The following is an 18457-nucleotide window of genomic DNA, read 5'->3' on the forward strand; positions in this document are numbered from 1 at the left end:
GCTAGCCGCACTCCGCGCGATCACCGGGGAGCAACACTCCGTCGGAGACGTACGAGCCGAGGAGCGACTCTCCCTTGGAGACCCGCGAGCCCAGGCGCGGCACCCTCAGGAGCCGCCGGGCTCGCCGCCCTTGGGCAGGCCCTCGTAGATCTCCTTGCACTCCGGGCAGACCGGGTACTTCTTGGGATCACGGCTCGGCACCCAGACCTTGCCGCAGAGCGCCCGGATCGGAACGCCGGTCACCATGCTCTCGGTGATCTTGTTCTTGTCGGCGTAGTGCGAGAACCGCTCGTGGTCCCCCTCGTCACCATGCGAGAGGTTCGGCCGTACGTCGCTCTCAGGCAGGATCTTCGTGCTCACGAACCGAGTTTATTGGGTGGTTCGGAGTCTCGCTCCGTCAACCAAGATCTGTCCGGGGCCCGTCACCCCGAACCCGCCGAGCCAAGCGAGGCCATAGGCCGTTCGGGGCGCGGCGGTGTTCTGGAGGAGGAGGGAGGAAGGGTGAGGAACGAACCCTTCCGAGTGACGACGGAAGAACACCGCCTGAAGTGCGCCCCGGACACGCCGTGCCGAAGGCGCGGCCATAGGCACGGTTCGGGGCGCCTGAGGGGGCGCCCCGAACCGTGCCTATTGCAGGAGGCGCGGCCTTAGGCGCAGCTCAGCCCACGTGGACGGGGGCGTCCTCGACCTTGCGGCCGGCGCGGACGAAGAGGGCCAGGGCGGCGGCGAGCACGGCCACGACCACGGAAACGCCGAAACCGAAGTGCATGCCGTCGAGGAAGGACAGATGGGCGGCCTGGGTCAGGGCGTCCGCGATCGGCTTGGGGCTGCCGGGGGGCACGGGGGCGACGCCGAGGGCGACCGCGCTGCTCATCGCGTCGACCTGCGCCGCGGTGGCGGGGATCTTCACGGCGGAGAGGTGGCCGGGCAGGACCTCCGCGACCTTGGCGGTGATGAGCGCGCCGAGGACGGCCGTGCCGAGCGAGCCGCCGACCTGCATGGCCGACTGCTGCATGCCTCCGGCGACGCCGCTGAGCGACTCCGGCGAGTTGCCGACGATGACCTCGGTGGCGCCGACCATGACGGGCGACAGGCCGAAGGCGAGGAGCGCGAACGGGATCGCGGTGTCGATGTAGCCGGCCTCCAGACCGAGACGGGAGAGCAGGAACATCGAGACGGCGGTGATCAGCATGCCGACGGCGATGGGGATCTTCGGCCCGAACTTGCTCAGCAGGACGCCGGCCAGCGGTGAGGCGACCATCATGCCGGCGCTCATCGGGAGCATGCGCATGCCCGACTCCAGCGGGGACAGGCCGTGCACGCCCTGGAAGTAGAACGTGAGGAAGAACATCGCGCCGAACATCGAGAAGGCCATGAGCACCATCAGGGCCGTGCCGATGGAAACGGACGCGTTGCTGAACAGGCCGAGGGGCAGCAGCGGCTCGCTCGCGCGGGTCTGCCAGAAGACGAACAGCGCCCCCAGCACGATCGCCCCGGCGAGGAACCCGAGCGTCTTGGGGTCGCCCCACCCGTAGCCCGGCGCCTTGATGATGGCCCACACCAGGCAGAACATGGCGCCGGACAGCAGCACCACGCCCAGCCAGTCGATCTTGGACAGGGACCCGGCCCTGTTCTCCTTGATCACCCAGAAGGCGACGATCAGCGCGACGACGCCGACCGGCACGTTGATGAAGAAGACCGACTGCCAGCTCACGTTCTCGACGAGCAGGCCGCCGACGATGGGGCCCGCCGCACTGGACATGCCGATCGTGGCTCCCCAGATGCCGATCGCCATGCCGAGCTTCTCGGCCGGGAACGCCGCGCGCAGCAGCGCGAGCGCGGCCGGCTGGAGCAGCGCGCCGAACAGGCCCTGGAGGACGCGCAGCGCGATGAGCATGCCGATGGAGGAGCTGAGGCCGATGGCCAGCGAGGTGAGGGCGAAGCCGGCGATGCCCACGAGGAAGACGGACTTGTGCCCGAACAGGTCGCCGAGCTTGCCCGCCGTGATGAGGAAGACGGCGAGGGCGAGCAGGTATCCGCTGGTGATCCACTGAAGGTCCGAGAGCGACGCTCCCAGCTCCTTGCCGATCACCGGGTTGGCGATGGAGACGACGGTGCCGTCGAGCATCACCATGATCACGCCGAGCGCGACCGCCAGCAACGTCAGCCACGGATGGCCGTGGCCGCGACGGGCCGGCGCGTCGGGGCGCGCGGCCAGCGCTTGAGCCATGAAGATGTCCCCCTGATTCGACTAGTAGTCAACGACCGGTAATTTATGTCAGTCGATGACAGATGACAAACGCTTTTATGCGACAGATGATGACTTATGGCAGTATATGAAGTAAATATTTCGAGGAGGCATCTGGGGTGGGTCTAAGGGAGCGCAAGAAGCATCGGACCCGGCTCGCGCTGTGCGATGCCGCCTTCGAGCTATTTCTCGAACAAGGGTTCGAGTCTACCACCGTCGATCAGATCGCCGCGGCGGTGGACGTCTCGCCGCGCACCTTCTTCCGCTACTTCGGCAGCAAGGAGGACCTGGCGCTCGACTACACGGTCGAGTACGACGAGCTGATCACCACGGCACTCGCCGCGCGCCCCGAGGACGAACCGCCGTTCCAGGCCCTGACCAACGCCTACCGCACGTTCATCCACGCGCTGGAGGTCGGCGCGGCCGAGGACCCCGCCCGGTTCGTCCGGCAGCGGCGCGTGATCGAGGGCAACCCGCACCTGATGGCCGCGAGCTTCGCCCGCATGGCCGAGACCGAGAAGAAGCTCACCGCCGAGATCGCCCGGCGCCAGGGCACCGACCCCGAGATCGACCAGCGCCCGCGGCTGCTGGTGGCGTTCATCACGGCGGCGATCCGCGTCGGCTCCGAGTGCCCCATCGAGGCCACCACTTCACTGGCCGAGCTGCTCGGCAAGATGGAGAGCGTCCTGTCGCTCGTCGAGCAGGCGCTGGACCCCGGCTGGTGTCAGTTCAGCTTGGGGTCGTCCGGGCAGGTCGCCACGAAGGCCAGCTCCCCGGGCTGACGCCGCAGCACCGCCCGCCACAGGTCGGCCGGACGCGAGTCGAACGTGTCGCCCGGCTCCGCCTCCACGACGTACCAGGACCCCTCGCGGATCTCGGCCTCGAGTTGGCCCGCCGTCCATCCGGCGTACCCGGCGAAGATGCGCATCTGGGTTATCTCACCCGCGAGGATCTCGGGAGGGGCGTCCAGGTCCACCGTGCCGAGCTTGGACACCGCCGTGGCCCCGGCGTGGAGCCTGCGCCACCCGAGCGGCTCCTGGCCGCTCGGCACCGAGGCCAGCGCGAGCGCGCTGTCGGTCTGCACCGGCCCGCCCTCGAACAGCACCGGCGGTCCGCTGACCAGCGGGTCCCAGGACGGGAGCACCTGGTTCACCGTGACCTCGCTCGGCCGGTTGAGCATCACGCCGAGGGTCCCGCCGTCCTCGTCGTGTTCGAGGACCAGCACGACGCCGCGCCGGAAGTTCGGGTCGTCCAGCAGTGGCGTCGCCACCAGCAGCCCGCCGACGTAGATCGCCTCCGCCATGCATCCATCATGACGCGTGATGCCCCTAATGCGCGCCTACCCCCAGCCACTCGGCCGCACGGGCGCGGACATGTTACCTTGGGTGCACGAGCGGGCACTCTCCGTGTCAGATCCTGGTGATGGAAGAGCCCGTTTCGCGCAAACCGCCCCAAGCAGACGGCAGTGACCAAGAGGGAGAGCCCACATGAACCGCCTCATACTCGTGGCGCTCATGGCGGTGGGCGTGGCCGTGGGCGTCCCCGCCGCGCGCACCTCCCATGCCGCCGGCATCGGCGACGAGGGCGGGAGACGCGACCCGCGCGGCGGCCGGGTCGACGTCAACGTCTCCCGGGTCGAGTGCCCCTCCAGCAAGGCGAACGTCGTGATGACCGCGCCGCGCGACCACGGCACCGTCGAATACTCCGTCTACCGCGGCGACACGCTCGTGCGCAACGGCCTGCTCTGGCCGGGCGTCCAGCGCACCATCCCCGTCTACGTCGAGCCGCGCTCCACCGAGCGCATCGGGGTCACCCTCGCCGGGCAGGGCACCACGCGCTACCAGGTCTGGTCCCGCTGCGAGACTCAAGAGGAGTCGTACGGCGAGTACCGCGAGTCGGTCTACAGCGAGAGCGAAGAGAGCTCCGACGACGCGCGAGGCGGCGGGCGCGCCGAGAGCGTGCGCTCCCACCGCTACAACCCGCTGATCCGCCAGCCGTACGGCCGCCTGCCGTACACCGGGCCGCCCGCCGACTTCTGGGGCAAGGTGGCCACGGCCACCGGCCTGATCGTCTTCGGCGGAATGCTGTGGTGGGTGGCCCTGGTGTGGCCGCGCCGCGTCCCCGCGGAGCCGCTCATGCGGCCCCGCCCGATGTACGCCTCCCGCCGGTCCACGCCTCGATGAGACGGTCAACGCCTCGGTGAGGCGGGGCTACGCCTCGGTGAAGCCGCGGGCCTTGCCGCCCGCCGACTCCCGGACGGCCGCCGCCACGGTGGTCGCCACGTCCGGGTTGAAGACGCTGGGGATGATGTAGTTCGGCCCGAGTTCCTCCACCGACACGACGTTGGCCAGGGCGTTGGCGGCGGCGAGCAGCATGGCCTCGGTCACCGTGCGCGACTGCGCGTCCAGCAGCCCGCGGAAGACGCCCGGGAAGGCCAGCACGTTGTTGATCTGGTTGGGGTAGTCGGAGCGGCCCGTCGCGACCACGGCGGCGTGCTCGCGCGCGTCGTCGGGCGAGACCTCGGGCTCGGGGTTGGCCAGCGCGAACACCACGGCCTTGTCGGCCATGGTGGCGATGTCGTCGCCGTTCAGGATGCCGGGGGCCGAGACGCCGATGAAGACGTCCGCGCCCTTCACCGCGCCCCGCAGATCGCCGCCGTACCCGTCGGCGTTGGTGTTCTCGGCGATCCAGCGCAGCGACGCGTCCAGGTCGTCGCGGCCGAGGTGGACCGCGCCGACGTAGTCGCAGACGACGACGTTGCGCGCCCCGGCGGCGAGCAGCAGGCGCAGAACGGCGGTGCCCGCGGCCCCGGCGCCCGCCATGGCGATGCGCACCTCCGGCAGGGACTTGCCGACGACGCGCAGCGCGTTGGTCAGGGCGGCCAGCACGCAGATGGCGGTGCCGTGCTGGTCGTCGTGGAAGACCGGGATGTCCAGCAGCTCGCGCAGCCGGCGCTCGATCTCGAAGCAGCGCGGCGCCGAGATGTCCTCCAGGTTGATGCCGCCGAACCCAGGGGCGATGGCCCGGACGATCTCGACGATCGTGTCGACGTCCTGGGTGTCCAGGCAGATGGGCCAGGCGTCGATGCCCGCGAAGCGCTTGAACAGCGCGGCCTTGCCCTCCATGACCGGCAGCGCCGCCGCAGGGCCGATGTTGCCGAGGCCGAGCACCGCCGAGCCGTCGGTGACCACGGCGACGGTGTTGCGCTTGATGGTCAGCCGGCGGGCGTCCTCGGGGTTACGGGCGATGGCCAGCGACACCCGCGCGACGCCGGGCGTGTAGGCCATCGACAGCTCGTCACGGTTGCGCAGCGGCACCTTGGACTGCATCTCGATCTTGCCGCCGAGGTGCATCAGGAACGTGCGGTCGCTGACCTTGTGCAGGACGACGCCCTCGACCGCGTCGAGGCTGTCGACGATGGCCTGCGCGTGGTCGGTGTCCTTGGCGGCGCAGGTGACGTCGATGCGAAGCTTCTCGTGACCGGCGTTGGTCACGTCGAGGGCGGTGACCACACCGCCCGCGTTCTCCACTGCGTGAGTGAGCTGGCTGACGGCCTTGCCGCCCGCCGGAACCTCGAGTCGGACGGTGATCGAGTAAGAGACGCTCGGCACGGTGGCCACGGGTATCCGCTCCTTTGCGGTACTGCTGATCCGCGTGCTCGGGTGCCCGGTGTCGCGCATCCGGCTCGCCTGTTCCCCTGGGAGACATGCATTCGGGGGTATCCATCGTGCCAGACGCGGCCGGGCGCTTCCGCCTCGCGCGGGACGTGGCCGGAGCCCTAGGGGTGGTGACCCGGGTGGCGCCCGGCCGCCCGCGAGCGACGCCCTCCAGAGGAGAAGGGCGCCGCGCGGGAGCGGCGGCGCCTCAGTAGAGGGCGTTGGCGAGGGCCCGGCGCGCCTTGGCGACCGAGGGGTCGTCCGCGGGCAGGGCGTCGAACAGGCCGAGCAGGTGGCGGCGGGCGCGGTCGCGGTCGTCGCCGGAGGTGCGGCGGACGAGCTGGACGAGCCGCTCGAACGCCTCGTCCACCTTGCCGCCGAGGATCTCGACATCGGCGGCCTGGGTGTGGGCCTCGACGTCGGCGGGGTTCCCGGCGGCGCGGGTCAGGACGGCCGCGGGGTCGAGGCCCTGGGTGCGACGCACGAGGCCGACGCCCGCGAGGCCGATCTTGGCGTCGGGGTCGGCCGGGGACCGCGCGAGCAGCCGCTCGTAGGCCGCCGCGGCTGCGTCGAGATCGCCCTGCTCGATGGCATTCTCGGCGGCCAGCAGGTCGGGGTCGGCTGCGAGCTGCGGCGCCTCCTGGCCCTCCGGCGCCTCGCCGGGCGGCGGCAGGTACTGCGCGAGGGCGGTCATGAGCTGGTCGAGCCACTGGCGCACCTGCGCCTCGGGAAGCGCGCCCTGGAAGCCCGTGACGGCCTGCCCCTGGAAGACGGCGAGGACGGTCGGGATGCTCTGCACCTGGAGGGCGCCGCTGATCTGGGGGCTCTTGTCGACGTCGACCTTGGCGAGCACCCACCGGCCCCCCGCCTCGGCGGCGAGCTTCTCGAGGATCGGGCTGAGCTGCTTGCAGGGCTCACACCAGGTGGCCCAGAGGTCGAGGACGACCGGCGTGCGCATGGAGCGCTCGATCACGTCTGTGGCGAAGGTCTCATCGGTGACGTCGATGACGGCCGCGCCGGCGGGAGGCTGGGCGGGACCCCCGCCCGCCGCGGCCTGCGCCGCCGCCGCCTCACGGCGGGCCTGGGCTTCCAGTGCCTGCTTGCGGGCACCGAGGTCCACGGCCCCCTGCAGCGAGGCCGGTCGAGTGAAGTCCGCTGGGCTCATAGTCCAATCCTGCCGTATCCCGCGTGTGCTCAGGGTCGCCACGGGGACGGCGGGGCCGCGCCGGGGTGCGGCGGGGGGACGACCGCGCGCCGGGGGACGGCTGGGGACGGCGGGAGGACAGCCACCGAATGTCACGCCTTTGTCGCAGAAATCTCTCGGAACTGTCGTGTGGCGCGAATATCACCAACGATGGGCACGGCATGAATTCAGCTCACGTGGAGGTGGGTGTGAAACGCGTCATCGTCGTCTCCGCCGCTGCCGCCGTGATCGCCGCGACAGCGGCGGTCCCGGCGCAGGCCGTCCCAACGACGGCCGAGCCCGCGGCAACGACCCAGTACGTCGTTCTTTACAAAGACGGCGCCACTGCGGCGGACGCCCAGAAGGCGATAGAGGCCGCGGGTGGCACCGTCGTCAAGGTGAACAAGGCCGTGGGCCTGGCCACCGTGACGACGGCGAACCCGGGCTTCGCCTCGGCGCTCACCGGCAACGGCGCCATCGAGGGCGTCGCCCACGACCGTGTCATCGGCAGCGTCCCGAAGACCGCCAGGCTGGCGGCGAACACCCAGGCGGCCATCCAGTCCAAGGCGGTCGAGAAGGCCGGCCGGGGCGATGGCGGCCCGCTCAAGTTCGGGCGCTCGGTCAAGGCCGAGCCGCTGTCGGATCTGCAGTGGGACATGAAGCAGATCCGCGCCGAGGAGGCGCACAAGTACGAGCAGGGCGACCCGAAGGTCCTGGTCGGTGTGATCGACACCGGGATCGACGGCTCGCACCCCGACATCGCGCCCAACTTCAACCGGGCGCTCAGCCGCAACTTCACGGTCGACATCCCCTACGACGCCAACGGCAACGTGGTCGACGGCCCCTGTGAGGACGAGCCGGACCAGTCCTGCAACGACCCGAACGACGTGGACGAGGACGGCCACGGGACGCATGTCGCGTCCTCGATCGCCTCCCCGATCAACGATCTCGGCATCTCCGGTGTGGCGCCCAAGGTCACGCTGGTGAACCTGCGGGCCGGCCAGGACTCGGGCTACTTCTTCCTCCAGCCCACCGTGGACGCGCTGACCTACGCCGGCGACATCGGCGTCGACGTGGTCAACATGAGCTACTACATCGACCCGTGGCTGTTCAACTGCGTCGACAACCCGGCGGACTCCCCCGCCGACCGCGCCGAGCAGGCGACCATCATCACGGCGACCCAGCGCGCGCTGGACTACGCCCACCGGCACGGCGTCACGCTGGTCGCCGCCGCGGGCAACCAGGCGATCGACTACACCAAGACCAACACCGACGCCTCGAGCCCCGACTTCGCCAGTGTGCCCGGCCAGGCGCCGTACTCCCGCACGATCCCGCCGAGCTGCGTCTCGATGCCGACCGAGGGCGAGCACGTGATCTCGGTCTCCTCGACCGGAATCAGCAAGCGCAAGTCGTACTACTCCAGCTACGGCAACGGGTTCGTCGACGTGGCCTCACCCGGCGGTGACGCCTACGACACGCCGGGCAACACGCGGGACGTCACCAAGGCGACGCTGTCGGCCTATCCGAAGTCTCTCGCCCTCGCCAACGGTGAGATCGACGAGAACGGCGACCCGACGGTGAACTACGTGGTGAAGGACTGCAACGGCGGCACCTGCGCTTACTACCAGTACCTGCAGGGCACCTCCATGGCCTCGCCGCGCGCGACCGGGGTCGCGGCGCTGATCGTCAGCAAGTACGGGCACCCCGACTGGCGCAACGGCGGCAAGACCCTCGCTCCGGACGTGGTGGAGGCGATCCTGAAGGGCACGGCCACCAAGACGGCCTGCCCGACCCCGCCCGCCTTCACCTACACCCGCATCCTGCCGAGCGGGCAGACGGTGACCGCCACGCACACCTGCGAGGGCACCAAGGCGTCCAACGGCTTCTACGGCAGGGGCATCGTCGACGCCCTGCGCGCCGTCGGCCACTAGCCGGGCCGACTGACCGGGCCGACTGACCGGGCCCGCGCACAGCGGTAACGACCGGGCCGGACGACCGGGGCTCATCGCCTCCGGTGGTCCGGCCCGGACTCGTCTCCGGGTGGCTCGAAGTCGCCCGCCGCCACCCTGATCGTGCGCAGCATGCCGAACATCTCGGCCAGGTCGGACTCGCCGTACATCGTCATGCAGAAGTCGGCCTCCATCAGGTCGGCGGTCGCCCGGGTGACGAGCTCGCGCCCCTTCTCGGTGATCTCGGCGAGCACCCCGCGCCCGTCCCTGGGGTTGCGCATGCGGCGGACGAGCCCGGCGCGCTCCAGGCGGTCGACGGTGTTGGTCACGCTCGTCGGGTGCACCATCAGGCGCTCGCCGATGCGCGACAGGGGCAGCGCGCCCGTGCGGCTGAACGTGAGCAGCACGAGCGCCTCGTAGCGGGCGAACGTCAAGTCGTGCGGTCTGAGCAGCGTGTCCAGTTGCCTCAGCAGGATCTGGTGCGCTCTCATGATCGATGTTACGGCCGCCATGGCGGATGACGGCCCGAAATGGACGCGCCAGGACTCGGCGGCGCGTTCGATGGGGTCGAATGGCAGATTGAGCGGCTTCGGTACACCGATGGACACAACGCTACGCTAGCGCCTGCGTGGACCACTGACACTGGGTGACTGAGTTCATGGGTTACCCAAGAACCGGGACGCCAAACATCACGCTCCGTTATGGTGTGCATGTCAAGAGGTGAGGCGCGGCAAAGCCCGGTCCAAAACGGGGAAAACCGCGCCGGCGACGCGAGGCACGGTAAGACGAGCCCGTGGACGTCCGGCGTGGCGGGGACCGACCGGGCGAAAGGTGCCAAGGGGCCGGCACCGGCGCACGCGTCGCTCATCCAGGCACGGGGGGTGCTTGTATGAACAACATGAGCGCACGGGCAGCGCGGCCGGTCGTCCGGTCCGCGCGAGGCCGTGCTTGAGCAGAGGGGCGTTTCACGCGAAGAGTTGAAGCACAGCGCGCTTGCGGCGGTAGGGATACTGCTCGCGCTGGGCCTGCTCGCGGCGTGGAGCGTCCTCGTACCCGGAATATCCGCGTGGGAGAACATCGTCGTCGCGGTCATCGGCTCGCTGCGGCTGACGGGACCGGTCGCGGCGGCCTTCGCGGCCTGGGTCGCCGTGCGCAGGCGCCGGGCGGCGCCGCGCCGCGTGCCGGGCGCCTGGCAGGTGCTCAGAGCGCCGCTGGCGATCCTGGGCGTCGTGGTGGGGTCCTTCGGGGCCACCGTCACGCTGCTGGCGATGAAGGCCGCCCTGACCGAGCAGGCGGGCCATCTGGCGCCCACGGGCCTGGCGGTGGGCGCCGCCGGGCTCGCGCTGTACACGGTGACCGGATGGGTCGCCGGGTGGGCGCTGCCTTGGCCGGTCACCCCGCCGCTGGCCGGGGTGGGTGCGTACGGCCTGCTGACGGCGCTGCCGCAGGGGTCGTCCTGGGGCGTCAGGCTCGCGCCCGCGCTGTCCGAGCCGTACGACCCGTTCGAGGGGTTGAGCCCGGGGGCCTTCGCCAACCAGACGCTCTGGCTGGTCGGGCTCACCGTCGCCCTGCTGCTGGCGTGGGCCGCCGCCGTGACCGGGCGCGCGCTGACGCTGGCCGGCGCGATGCTGGCCGTGCTGGCGGCGGGCACGGGCATGGCGCGACTGCTGGGCGAGCCGCAGGCCGTGGCCGCGAGCGAGCCGATGGTCTACACCTGTCAGGAATGGCCCATCACCGTCTGCGTCCATCCCGGGATGGCCGGCGGTCTGACCGAGCTGGGCGCGGCGTTCACGACCGTCGCCGCCCGCCTGACGGGCACGCCGGGGGCGTTCTCGCGGGTCGAGCAGCGCTCCCGCGCGGGCACCGCCCCGCCGGGGCCGGGCGTGGTGCCCATCTACGTCGACGACCTCACCCCGGGGTTCGCCGCGCGGGCGGCGGCCGAGTTCGTCGAGCGGCTGGCACGTCCGTGCGGCACCGCCCGCGCCGCCGGGTACCGCGCGATCGTGACGGCCTGGCTACGCGCGGAGCCGCTGCCGAGCGGACCGCTGCCGGGTCACCAGGCGGCGGCCACGTGGTTCTCCGGCCTGGCCGACAGCCAGCGCCGCGACTGGCTGCGCATGTTCTACACCGACTTCGCCACGTGCGGGCTGAAGGCGTCCCATTTCGGTGGAGGCGGGGCGGGGCAGATCGCCGTCCACCACGTGGCGCCCGGGGCCGGGACGGCTTCCCGGCCGCGTGCGCGGCTCGTGCCGGGCTATCCGGGCCAGTCGCCCGTGCCGGGCTATCCGGGCCAGTCGCCCGTGCCCGGTTCGCCGTACCCGACGATGCCCGCCCCGGCCTCCCCGCAGCCGGCGGCCTTCCCCAAGTGAGAGGCCGCCGGCGTGGCGGGGGCCGCGCTCCCGAGGAGCGGCCGCACATGATGTGAGAAAGGCCTCATCTCGGGAAGGAGACGGGTCGTGAACCGCCCGATGCCGACCCCCCAGACGGCGCCGCCGGCCGAGCCGGTCGAGCGCCGCCGCCGGCGTGGCTGGCGCCTCCTCGCCGGCGTGCTCGTGGTGCTGGTGCTCCTGGTCGTGGGAGCCCGGCTCACCTGGTCGTACCTCAACCCGTTCGGCGAGACGACCGTCGACCGCAGCCAGCCGGTCCTGCTCCAGTCGATCCAGAACATGAGCCGGTTCCAGGCCGCCAGCGGCGACTTCCAGGTCATCGTCGACCTGGAGAAGGACGCCGCGTTCCTTCCCGACGCCATCAAGGGCTCGCGCACGCTGTTCGTCGGCGCGGGCAGCGTGGACGCCTACGTCGACTTCTCGGGCCTGCCCAAGGACGCGATCACCGTCTCCCCCGACCGCACCGAGGTCACCGTGCGGCTGCCGCGCGCGCAGTTGGAGAAGACGAACCTGAACAACGAGAGGTCCTACGTCTACGCCCAGCAGCGCGGGCTGCTCGACCGCGTCCAGGAGCTGCTGTCCAGCTCCCCGCAGAACCAGCAGGAGCTGTACGTCCTGGCCGAACGCAAGATCGCCGAGGCCGCCCAGGCCAGTGACCTGCGCGCCCGCGCCGACCAGAACACCAAGCTGATGCTCGAGGGCATGCTCAAGTCCCTCGGCTTCACCAAGGTGACGGTGAAGTACGCCGACGAACCCTGAGCCGCCGGGGGATTCCGAAGGATCCCCCGTTCGGGGAGCGCTTTCTCTTGCCGGATATTTCCGGAGGTCCAGGCAGATGTCAGGTTTTCAGCGAAATCCGACTACTGGCATGATTTGGGTTGAGGTGGGATGGGATGCGCCATTCATCGTGAGCTGCACCTCTGCCGCCCTGGTGGGATAGGGATGGGACGCCCGTGAAATGCCCGCCCGGTCCGGTGACGGCTCCACCCCCCGAAATGCGAGGGCTTCATGGCGCGACGAGGCGAAGCCGAACAGTTCGCCGCCTTGCTTCGAATGCTCAAGGACCGGGCCGAGATCACGATCTCGACCCCGTGAAGGGCTGCGTCAAACGCGACGCGGACATGGAGGCGGTCCGGCGCGCCTGCTCGGGCGCGTTCTCGCCGCACGCGGGCATCGCCCACGTGAACGTCGACATCTGCCGGGACGACCTTCTCGTGGAGATCGAGGGAATCGTGCCGCCGGAGCGTTTCCCCCGCGCATGATCCCCGCCTGTGCCCTGCCCTCGGGCCACGGCCCCGGGCGGGCGTCCGCACCCGCCCGGGAAACGTGAGAAACCGTGAGATGTGCCGGTCCGGGCCTCAGGAGGCCGGGACGGTGATGATCAGCGCGTCGCCCTGGCCTCCGCCGCCGCACAGCCCGGCCGCGCCGGTGCCCCCGCCCCTGCGCCGCAACTCGTGGGCCAGGGTCAGGACGATGCGCGCCCCGGAGGCGCCGATGGGATGGCCGAGAGCGATGCCGCCGCCGTTGACGTTGATCTTGTCCTCCGGCAGGCCGAGCTCCTTGGTGGACTGGAGCACGACCGCCGCGAACGCCTCGTTGATCTCGACCAGGTCGAGGTCGTCGGCGGTGAGGCCCTGCTTGCCGAGGGCCTGGTGGATGGCGTTGGCGGGCTGCGACTGCAGCGAGTTGTCCGGCCCGGCGACGTTGCCGTGCGCGCCGATCTCGGCGAGCCAGGGCAGCCCGAGCTCCTCGGCCTTGGCCTTGGACATGACCACGACGGCGCAGGCCCCGTCGGAGATCTGGGACGCCGACCCGGCCGTGATGGTGCCGTCCTTGGCGAAGGCCGGGCGCAGCTTGGCGAGCGTCTCGACGGTGGTGTCGCCGCGCACGCCCTCGTCGCTGGTGAAGACGATCGGGTCGCCCTTGCGCTGGGGCAGGGTGACCGGGACGATCTCGTCGTCGAACCGGCCGTCCTTGATCGCGGCGGCGGCGAGCTGGTGGGACCTGGCCGAGAAGGCGTCCTGCTCCTCGCGTCCGAGGCCGAGCCGGGTGTTGTGCCGCTCGGTGGACTCGCCCATCGAGACGTGGTCGAACACGTCCGTGAGCCCGTCGAGGGCCATGGCGTCGACGACCTCGGAGCCGCCGAACTTGACGCCCTTGCGCAGGCCCGGCAGCAGGTGGGGGGCGTTGGTCATCGACTCCATTCCGCCCGCGACCACGATGTCGAACTCGCCGGCGCGGATGAGCTGGTCGGCCAGGGCGATCGCGTCGAGCCCGGACAGGCAGACCTTGTTGATGGTCAGCGACGGCACGCTCATCGGCACGCCTGCCTTCACTGCGGCCTGGCGGGACGGGATCTGCCCCGCGCCGGCCTGGATGACCTGGCCCATGATCACGTACTGCACCTGGTCGGGCGCGACGCCGGCGCGTTCCAGCGCCGCCTTGATCACGATGCCGCCCAGGTCGGCGGCGGACAGACCGGACAGCGCGCCGAGCAGCCGTCCGATGGGAGTGCGGGCCCCTGCCACGATGACGGATCGCGACATGCCAGGCGGGATGGTGGAAGAACCGGACACCAGGGCCTCCATGATGGGGTCGTAGGCGACTTTGCCACCATACCCAGAGCGCGCCGGCCGGTTTGCGCGAGGTCTCGGCGACGGGACCTCGCTCAGGACGCCCGGCACGCGCAGGCCGACACGCAGGGAGGACACGCAATGCTGCTGAGAATCGACCATGTGGGCATCGCCTGCGAGAATCTCGACGAGAAGATCGCGTTCTACCGGGCGGCCTTCGACGTGAAGGTCGTCAGCCGCGAGATCAACGAGGAGCAGGGGGTGGAGGAAGCCATGCTGCACGTGGCCGACGGCGAGGGGGGCGGCTCCTACATCCAGCTCCTCCGGCCTCTGGGCCCGGACACGCCGGTGGGGAAGTTCCTCGCGCGGCGGGGCGAGGGTGTTCACCACATCGCGTACGGGGTGTCCGACATCGTCGCGGCGATGGAGCACATCGGCGGCGAGGGCGTGCGTTTGCTGGACAAGACCCCTCGGCACGGAGCAATGGGCACGTCAATCGCGTTTCTTCATCCAAAAGACGTGGGAGGAGTCTTGACAGAGCTGGTCGAGTCCCCTCCCCGGCCGTCCTAGCAGACGAAACTTAACAATGGCTTATTCGTAACAAGTCGCGCAGAAAGTCGGACGGGACCTCCAATTCGGCAACACCGGAGTACGCTGGCCTACCACCGGACGTGGATCCCGACCATGGACGGGCGAGCCGAGCACAAGCACCGGAGGGCACGCGAGAGCGGGCCCTCCGGCATGTGCGCAGCGCGCGCGACCATGGGCGCGGGTTCCCGCCTCGGATGTCCGCCCCCCCGTCCGGCCCGTGTAGCCGTCTCGACAACCCAGGATCGAGCCTCATGCAGTCCGACATCGACGCCCAGCTGAACAATTTCTTCGAAGACGCCCCCACGCGGGAATTCGACGTGGTTCTCCGTGGTTACGACCGGCACCAGGTGCACGACCACCTCAAGCAACTCGACACCGAGTTGCGACAGGCGCGCGAGCAACTCGGCGCGTCGCAGCGCGAGCTGTCCGATTCCCAGCGCCAGCTCCAGGAGCAGGAGCGCCCGACCTATTCCGGTCTCGGCGCCCGCATCGAGCAGCTGCTGCGGCTGGCGGAGGAGCAGGCGACCGAGCTGGTCCAGGCGGCCAGGTCCGAGGCCAACGAGATCAAGGCCGCGGCCAAGGTCGACGCCGCCGACACGCGCGCCGCCGCCGAGAACGAGGCGGCCGAGAAGCGCGCCCTCGCCACCCGCGAGGCCGACGAGATGCGCACGACTGCCGAGCGCGAGGCCGAGGAGATCCGCTCGACCGCCAAGCGCGAGGCCGACGAGCTGACCTCCACCACCGAGCGCGAGGTCTCCAAGCTCCGCGCCACCGCCGACCACGAGGTCGCCGAGAAGCGCGCCGACGCCGAGCGCGAGATCGCCAAGCTGCGCACCACCACCGAGCGCGAGGTCGCGCAGCTGCGCGCGTCCACCAAGCGCGAGCGCGACGAGGTGCTCACCACCGCCAAGCGTCAGGCCGACGAGATGCGGGCCCAGGCCCAGCGCGTCCTGGAGGAGTCCGAGGCCAAGCGCGCCCAGGACGAGGCCGAGTTCGAGATCCAGCTCGCCGCCCGCCGCGAGGAGGCCGAGCGCCAGGAGTCCGAGCGTCACGCCACCGCCCAGGCCGCCACGCAGAAGCTGGTCGCCGAGGCCGAGCAGCGCGCCGCCACGGCCGAGCAGCGGGCCACCAAGGCCACCCAGCAGGCCGAGCAGACCCGCCGCGAGGCGGACACGCACGCCAAGCAGCTCCTGGCGAACGCCCGCAAGAACGCCGACCAGCTCGTGGCGGAGGCCAAGTCCAGCGCCGAGTCGATCGTCTCGGACGCCAAGTCCGAGGCCGAGCGCAACCGCACCATCGCCCAGCGCCAGGTGGACGAACTGACCCGCCAGCGCGACAGCATCACGAGCCACCTCGCTCAGCTGCGCCAGCTGCTCGGCGGCGCGGCGCTGCCGGGCATGGACGAGGCCCCGGCGGTGGCCGCCGCCCCTGCCAAGCCCGCCCTGGCGCCGACGCCGATGGCGAGCGAGAAGCCGAGCCCCGCGCCGGCTCCGCAGCGCGCCTCGGCTCCCGCCGACGACGAATCCGAGTGGTGGCAGGAGTAGCCCCCAGCGGTAATCACAAATGGGGCGTTAGGACGGCTACCGGGAGAGCCTGGCGATCATGTTGGTCGCTAGGCTCTCCTGTTGTCCGCGTCCTGTGATGTCGAGGAGCACTCGTGCCCGATACCACCCCGGATGCCACACAGCGTCCGGACCTGCCCAGATCCGCCGCGCACGGCGGGCCGGGCGCCGCCGAGGTGACCGACGTCCTGCGCGCGGCGGGCATCCCCCGTCCGGCGCCCTCCGGCGAAGGCGCGCCATCGCGGAGCGGCGCGGGCACTGCGGCGCCGGCCAAGGACGCGGCGCACGGCGGCGCGCCCTACGGCGAGCCGGGCAAGCCCTTCGCCCGCGGCCCGTTCCTGTGGGGGTTCACGGCAGCGCTCGGCGTGCTGACGGCGTGGGGCCTGGCCCAGGCCCTGCTCAGCTCGCGCAGCGTGATCGTGCTGATCGTCGTGGCGGCATTCCTGGCCGTGGGGCTCAACCCCGTGGTCGAGGGGCTCCAGCGGTGGGGGCTCGGCCGGCGCTGGGCGATCTCGATCGTCTTCCTCGGCGTGATCGTCCTGTTCGGGCTGTTCGGGCTGGCGATCGTCCCGCCGGTCAGCGAGCAGACCAGCGACTTCATCAGCGCGGTGCCCGGCTATGTGCAGGAGCTGCTGGCCAACCCGACGATCAAGCAACTCGACGCTGACTACGAGATCCTCGCCAAGGTGCAGGACTACATCACCAACGGCGGCCTCGGGGCGGCCGTGGCCGGGGGCATCCTCGGCGCGGGCGCGGTGGTGCTCGACGCGTTCTTCTCCGGGTTCACGCTGCTGGTGCTGACGCTCTACTTCCTCGCCTCGCTGCCCTCGATCAAGGACTACCTGCTGCGGCTGGTGCCCGCGACCCGCCGGACGCGCACCGCGGCGATCGGCGACGAGATCCTGACGGGCATCGGCGGCTACGTCGCCGGCAACGTGTTCATCTCGGTGATCGCGGGCGCCCTGTCATGGCTCTTCCTGTCCATCGCGGGGGCGCGGTACGCGCTGGCGCTTGCGCTCGTGGTCGCGGTGACCGACCTGATCCCGCTGGTGGGAGCCACGGTCGGCGCGGTGCTGGTGAGCGCGGTCGGCTTCCTGCAATCCATGACGCTCGGCTTCGCCTGCGCGATCTTCTTCATCGTCTACCAGCAGATCGAGAACTACGTGATCTACCCGCGCGTGATGCGCCGCTCGGTGGACGTCGCGCCCGCGGTGACGGTGATCGCCGCGTTGTTCGGCGGCGCGCTGCTCGGCGTGGTCGGGGCGCTGCTGGCGATCCCCGTGGCGGCCGCGGTGGCGCTGATCGTCCGAGAGGTCGTCCTGCCCCGCCAGGCCCGGATGTGACCCCGGGCACGGGTCCCCGGATGGCTCGGGCGGCAGGAACGCCTCGAGGGCCGCTCAGGTCGCGGTGAAGCCGCCGATGAACAGCACCTGCCCGGTCATGTAGGCCGAGTGTTCCTCGCCGGCGACGCCGCGCGGGCGGGAACTCACACTTCGGTGGGCAGCGGATGAGCGGCGGGGTTCACCCGCCTGACGATCTCGTTCAGCACGACGCGGACGTACGGCTCGCCGACCCACAGGTGCTTGGCGCCGTCCACGCCGACCACCTCCGCCTGCGGGACCCGCGCGAACCGCTGCCGCGCCTCCTCGGGCCTCAGGTAGTCGTCGAACTCGGGGACCAGCGCGACGAGCGGCCGTCCGAAGCCCGCCCAGGCGTCGAGGTCGGCGTCTCCGGCGCGCTTGAGGGGAGGCGACAGCAGGATCGCGCCCTGGACGAGCGGGTCGTGCCCCCACTTCAGCGCGAGCTCGGTGCCGAACGACCAGCCGAGCAGCCAGCGATTCGGCAGGTCGTGGAACTCGGCGTACTCCAGGGCCGCCCCCACGTCGAACCGCTCGCCCTCACCCTCGTCGAACGCGCCCTCGGACTTGCCCCGGGCCGAGGCGGTCCCCCGGGTGTTGAAGCGCAGCACCGCCAGGCCCGCCAGCGCGGGCAGCCGGTAGGACGCCTTGCGCAGCACGTGGCTGTCCATCATGCCCTCGGCCGTGGGCAGCGGGTGCAGGCAGATCAGCGTCGCGGCGGGACGGTCCTCGAGCGGCGAGGCCAGCTCGCCGACCAGCGTGAGCCCGTCGGCCGTGTGCAGCTCGATGTCCTCCCGCACGGCGGGCAGGATCGTGGACGAGCGGATCTCCAATGACGGCTCCTCAAACTCCTTCGAGCACCCCGGCGAGCCCGGGGCGGGACGGCTTCCGCGTCTCGGCGCGGGCCGCTTCCTGATCAGCGGCCCGCCATCTGACCGGCGGGCCGCTTT

General features: G+C 71.0%; 17 protein-coding genes. 9 read left to right on the forward strand and 8 right to left on the reverse strand.

Annotation, left to right across the window (positions count from 1 at the left end; translation table 11 throughout):
* Positions 1-105: 105 nt before the first annotated feature.
* Positions 106-360, reverse strand: coding sequence for a DUF3039 domain-containing protein (locus tag AB0M95_RS05940; RefSeq protein ID WP_358515757.1), 255 nt, complete (start codon positions 358-360; stop codon positions 106-108).
* Positions 361-658: 298 nt separating this feature from the next.
* Complete coding sequence (locus tag AB0M95_RS05945; RefSeq protein ID WP_363760090.1) at positions 659-2230, reverse strand: DHA2 family efflux MFS transporter permease subunit; 1572 nt, start codon at positions 2228-2230, stop codon at positions 659-661.
* 137 nt (positions 2231-2367) lie between these two features.
* Between AB0M95_RS05945 and AB0M95_RS05950 the strand changes: the two genes are divergently transcribed.
* Positions 2368-3030 carry a TetR family transcriptional regulator gene (locus AB0M95_RS05950; protein ID WP_363760093.1) on the forward strand — a complete coding sequence of 221 codons (663 nt, stop codon included), beginning with the start codon at positions 2368-2370 and terminating at the stop codon, positions 3028-3030.
* Here AB0M95_RS05950 and AB0M95_RS05955 read toward each other — a convergent pair.
* The gene (locus tag AB0M95_RS05955; RefSeq protein WP_363760096.1) at positions 2973-3551 is read right to left on the reverse strand and encodes a YqgE/AlgH family protein; all 579 of its coding nucleotides are present in this window, start codon (positions 3549-3551) and stop codon (positions 2973-2975) included. The genes AB0M95_RS05950 and AB0M95_RS05955 overlap by 58 nt on opposite strands.
* A gap of 184 nt (positions 3552-3735) precedes the next feature.
* Here AB0M95_RS05955 and AB0M95_RS05960 point away from each other — a divergent pair, with 184 nt between their 5' ends.
* Positions 3736-4431 (forward strand): hypothetical protein, encoded by a 696-nt coding sequence (locus tag AB0M95_RS05960; RefSeq protein WP_363760099.1) that lies wholly within the window; start codon positions 3736-3738, stop codon positions 4429-4431.
* 27 nt (positions 4432-4458) lie between these two features.
* On the opposite strand, the gene AB0M95_RS05965 is transcribed toward AB0M95_RS05960, so the two are convergent.
* Positions 4459-5868, reverse strand: a complete 1410-nt coding sequence (locus AB0M95_RS05965; protein WP_358515771.1) for an NAD-dependent malic enzyme — start codon at positions 5866-5868, stop codon at positions 4459-4461.
* 244 nt (positions 5869-6112) lie between these two features.
* On the reverse strand, positions 6113-7069 hold the full coding sequence (locus tag AB0M95_RS05970) for a tetratricopeptide repeat protein (RefSeq protein ID WP_363760102.1): 957 nt from the start codon (positions 7067-7069) through the stop codon (positions 6113-6115).
* Positions 7070-7296: 227 nt separating this feature from the next.
* On the opposite strand from AB0M95_RS05970, the gene AB0M95_RS05975 reads away from it, so the two are divergent.
* A complete protein-coding gene (locus AB0M95_RS05975) occupies positions 7297-9018 on the forward strand; it encodes a S8 family serine peptidase (protein ID WP_363760105.1) in 1722 nt (573 codons plus the stop codon).
* A 71-nt stretch (positions 9019-9089) separates the two neighbouring features.
* Here AB0M95_RS05975 and AB0M95_RS05980 read toward each other — a convergent pair whose 3' ends face one another.
* Positions 9090-9638 (reverse strand): MarR family transcriptional regulator, encoded by a 549-nt coding sequence (locus tag AB0M95_RS05980; protein ID WP_363760328.1) that lies wholly within the window; start codon positions 9636-9638, stop codon positions 9090-9092.
* A 375-nt stretch (positions 9639-10013) separates the two neighbouring features.
* On the opposite strand from AB0M95_RS05980, the gene AB0M95_RS05985 reads away from it, so the two are divergent.
* The 3 genes from AB0M95_RS05985 (at position 10014) to AB0M95_RS05995 (ending at position 12685) form a co-directional block, all read left to right on the forward strand.
* Entirely contained in the window at positions 10014-11405 is a 1392-nt protein-coding gene (locus AB0M95_RS05985) for a hypothetical protein (RefSeq protein ID WP_363760108.1), read from the forward strand.
* 87 nt (positions 11406-11492) lie between these two features.
* A complete protein-coding gene (locus AB0M95_RS05990; protein WP_358515781.1) occupies positions 11493-12182 on the forward strand; it encodes a DUF4230 domain-containing protein in 690 nt (229 codons plus the stop codon).
* Between the two features lie 332 nt (positions 12183-12514).
* A complete protein-coding gene (locus tag AB0M95_RS05995; RefSeq protein ID WP_363760111.1) occupies positions 12515-12685 on the forward strand; it encodes a hypothetical protein in 171 nt (56 codons plus the stop codon).
* Positions 12686-12781: 96 nt separating this feature from the next.
* Here the strand turns inward: AB0M95_RS05995 and AB0M95_RS06000 are convergent, their stop codons facing one another.
* Entirely contained in the window at positions 12782-13969 is a 1188-nt protein-coding gene (locus AB0M95_RS06000; RefSeq protein WP_363760114.1) for an acetyl-CoA C-acetyltransferase, read from the reverse strand.
* A 168-nt stretch (positions 13970-14137) separates the two neighbouring features.
* Here AB0M95_RS06000 and mce point away from each other — a divergent pair, with 168 nt between their 5' ends.
* From mce to AB0M95_RS06015, 3 genes are all read left to right on the forward strand, one after another.
* Positions 14138-14566 (forward strand): methylmalonyl-CoA epimerase, encoded by a 429-nt coding sequence (mce, locus tag AB0M95_RS06005; protein ID WP_358515788.1) that lies wholly within the window; start codon positions 14138-14140, stop codon positions 14564-14566.
* A gap of 272 nt (positions 14567-14838) precedes the next feature.
* Positions 14839-16131, forward strand: a complete 1293-nt coding sequence (locus AB0M95_RS06010) for a DivIVA domain-containing protein (protein ID WP_363760117.1) — start codon at positions 14839-14841, stop codon at positions 16129-16131.
* A 113-nt stretch (positions 16132-16244) separates the two neighbouring features.
* Complete coding sequence (locus tag AB0M95_RS06015; protein WP_363760120.1) at positions 16245-17492, forward strand: AI-2E family transporter; 1248 nt, start codon at positions 16245-16247, stop codon at positions 17490-17492.
* Between the two features lie 143 nt (positions 17493-17635).
* On the opposite strand, the gene AB0M95_RS06020 is transcribed toward AB0M95_RS06015, so the two are convergent.
* Positions 17636-18340 carry an alpha/beta hydrolase gene (locus AB0M95_RS06020; RefSeq protein ID WP_363760123.1) on the reverse strand — a complete coding sequence of 235 codons (705 nt, stop codon included), beginning with the start codon at positions 18338-18340 and terminating at the stop codon, positions 17636-17638.
* Between the last annotated feature and the right edge of the window lie 117 nt (positions 18341-18457).

The organism is Sphaerisporangium sp. NPDC051017, from assembly GCF_040683095.1.
GTDB lineage: Bacteria > Actinomycetota > Actinomycetes > Streptosporangiales > Streptosporangiaceae > Sphaerisporangium.

Coding starts and splice junctions, on each gene's coding strand:
- AB0M95_RS05945 (WP_363760090.1), bottom strand. CDS start 2,230: ATGGCTCAAGCGCTGGCCGCGCGCCCCGACGCGCCGGCCCGTCGCGGC.
- AB0M95_RS05955 (WP_363760096.1), bottom strand. CDS start 3,551: ATGGCGGAGGCGATCTACGTCGGCGGGCTGCTGGTGGCGACGCCACTG.
- AB0M95_RS05960 (WP_363760099.1), top strand. CDS start 3,736: ATGAACCGCCTCATACTCGTGGCGCTCATGGCGGTGGGCGTGGCCGTG.
- AB0M95_RS05970 (WP_363760102.1), bottom strand. CDS start 7,069: ATGAGCCCAGCGGACTTCACTCGACCGGCCTCGCTGCAGGGGGCCGTG.
- AB0M95_RS06000 (WP_363760114.1), bottom strand. CDS start 13,969: ATGTCGCGATCCGTCATCGTGGCAGGGGCCCGCACTCCCATCGGACGG.
- mce (WP_358515788.1), top strand. CDS start 14,138: ATGCTGCTGAGAATCGACCATGTGGGCATCGCCTGCGAGAATCTCGAC.
- AB0M95_RS06010 (WP_363760117.1), top strand. CDS start 14,839: ATGCAGTCCGACATCGACGCCCAGCTGAACAATTTCTTCGAAGACGCC.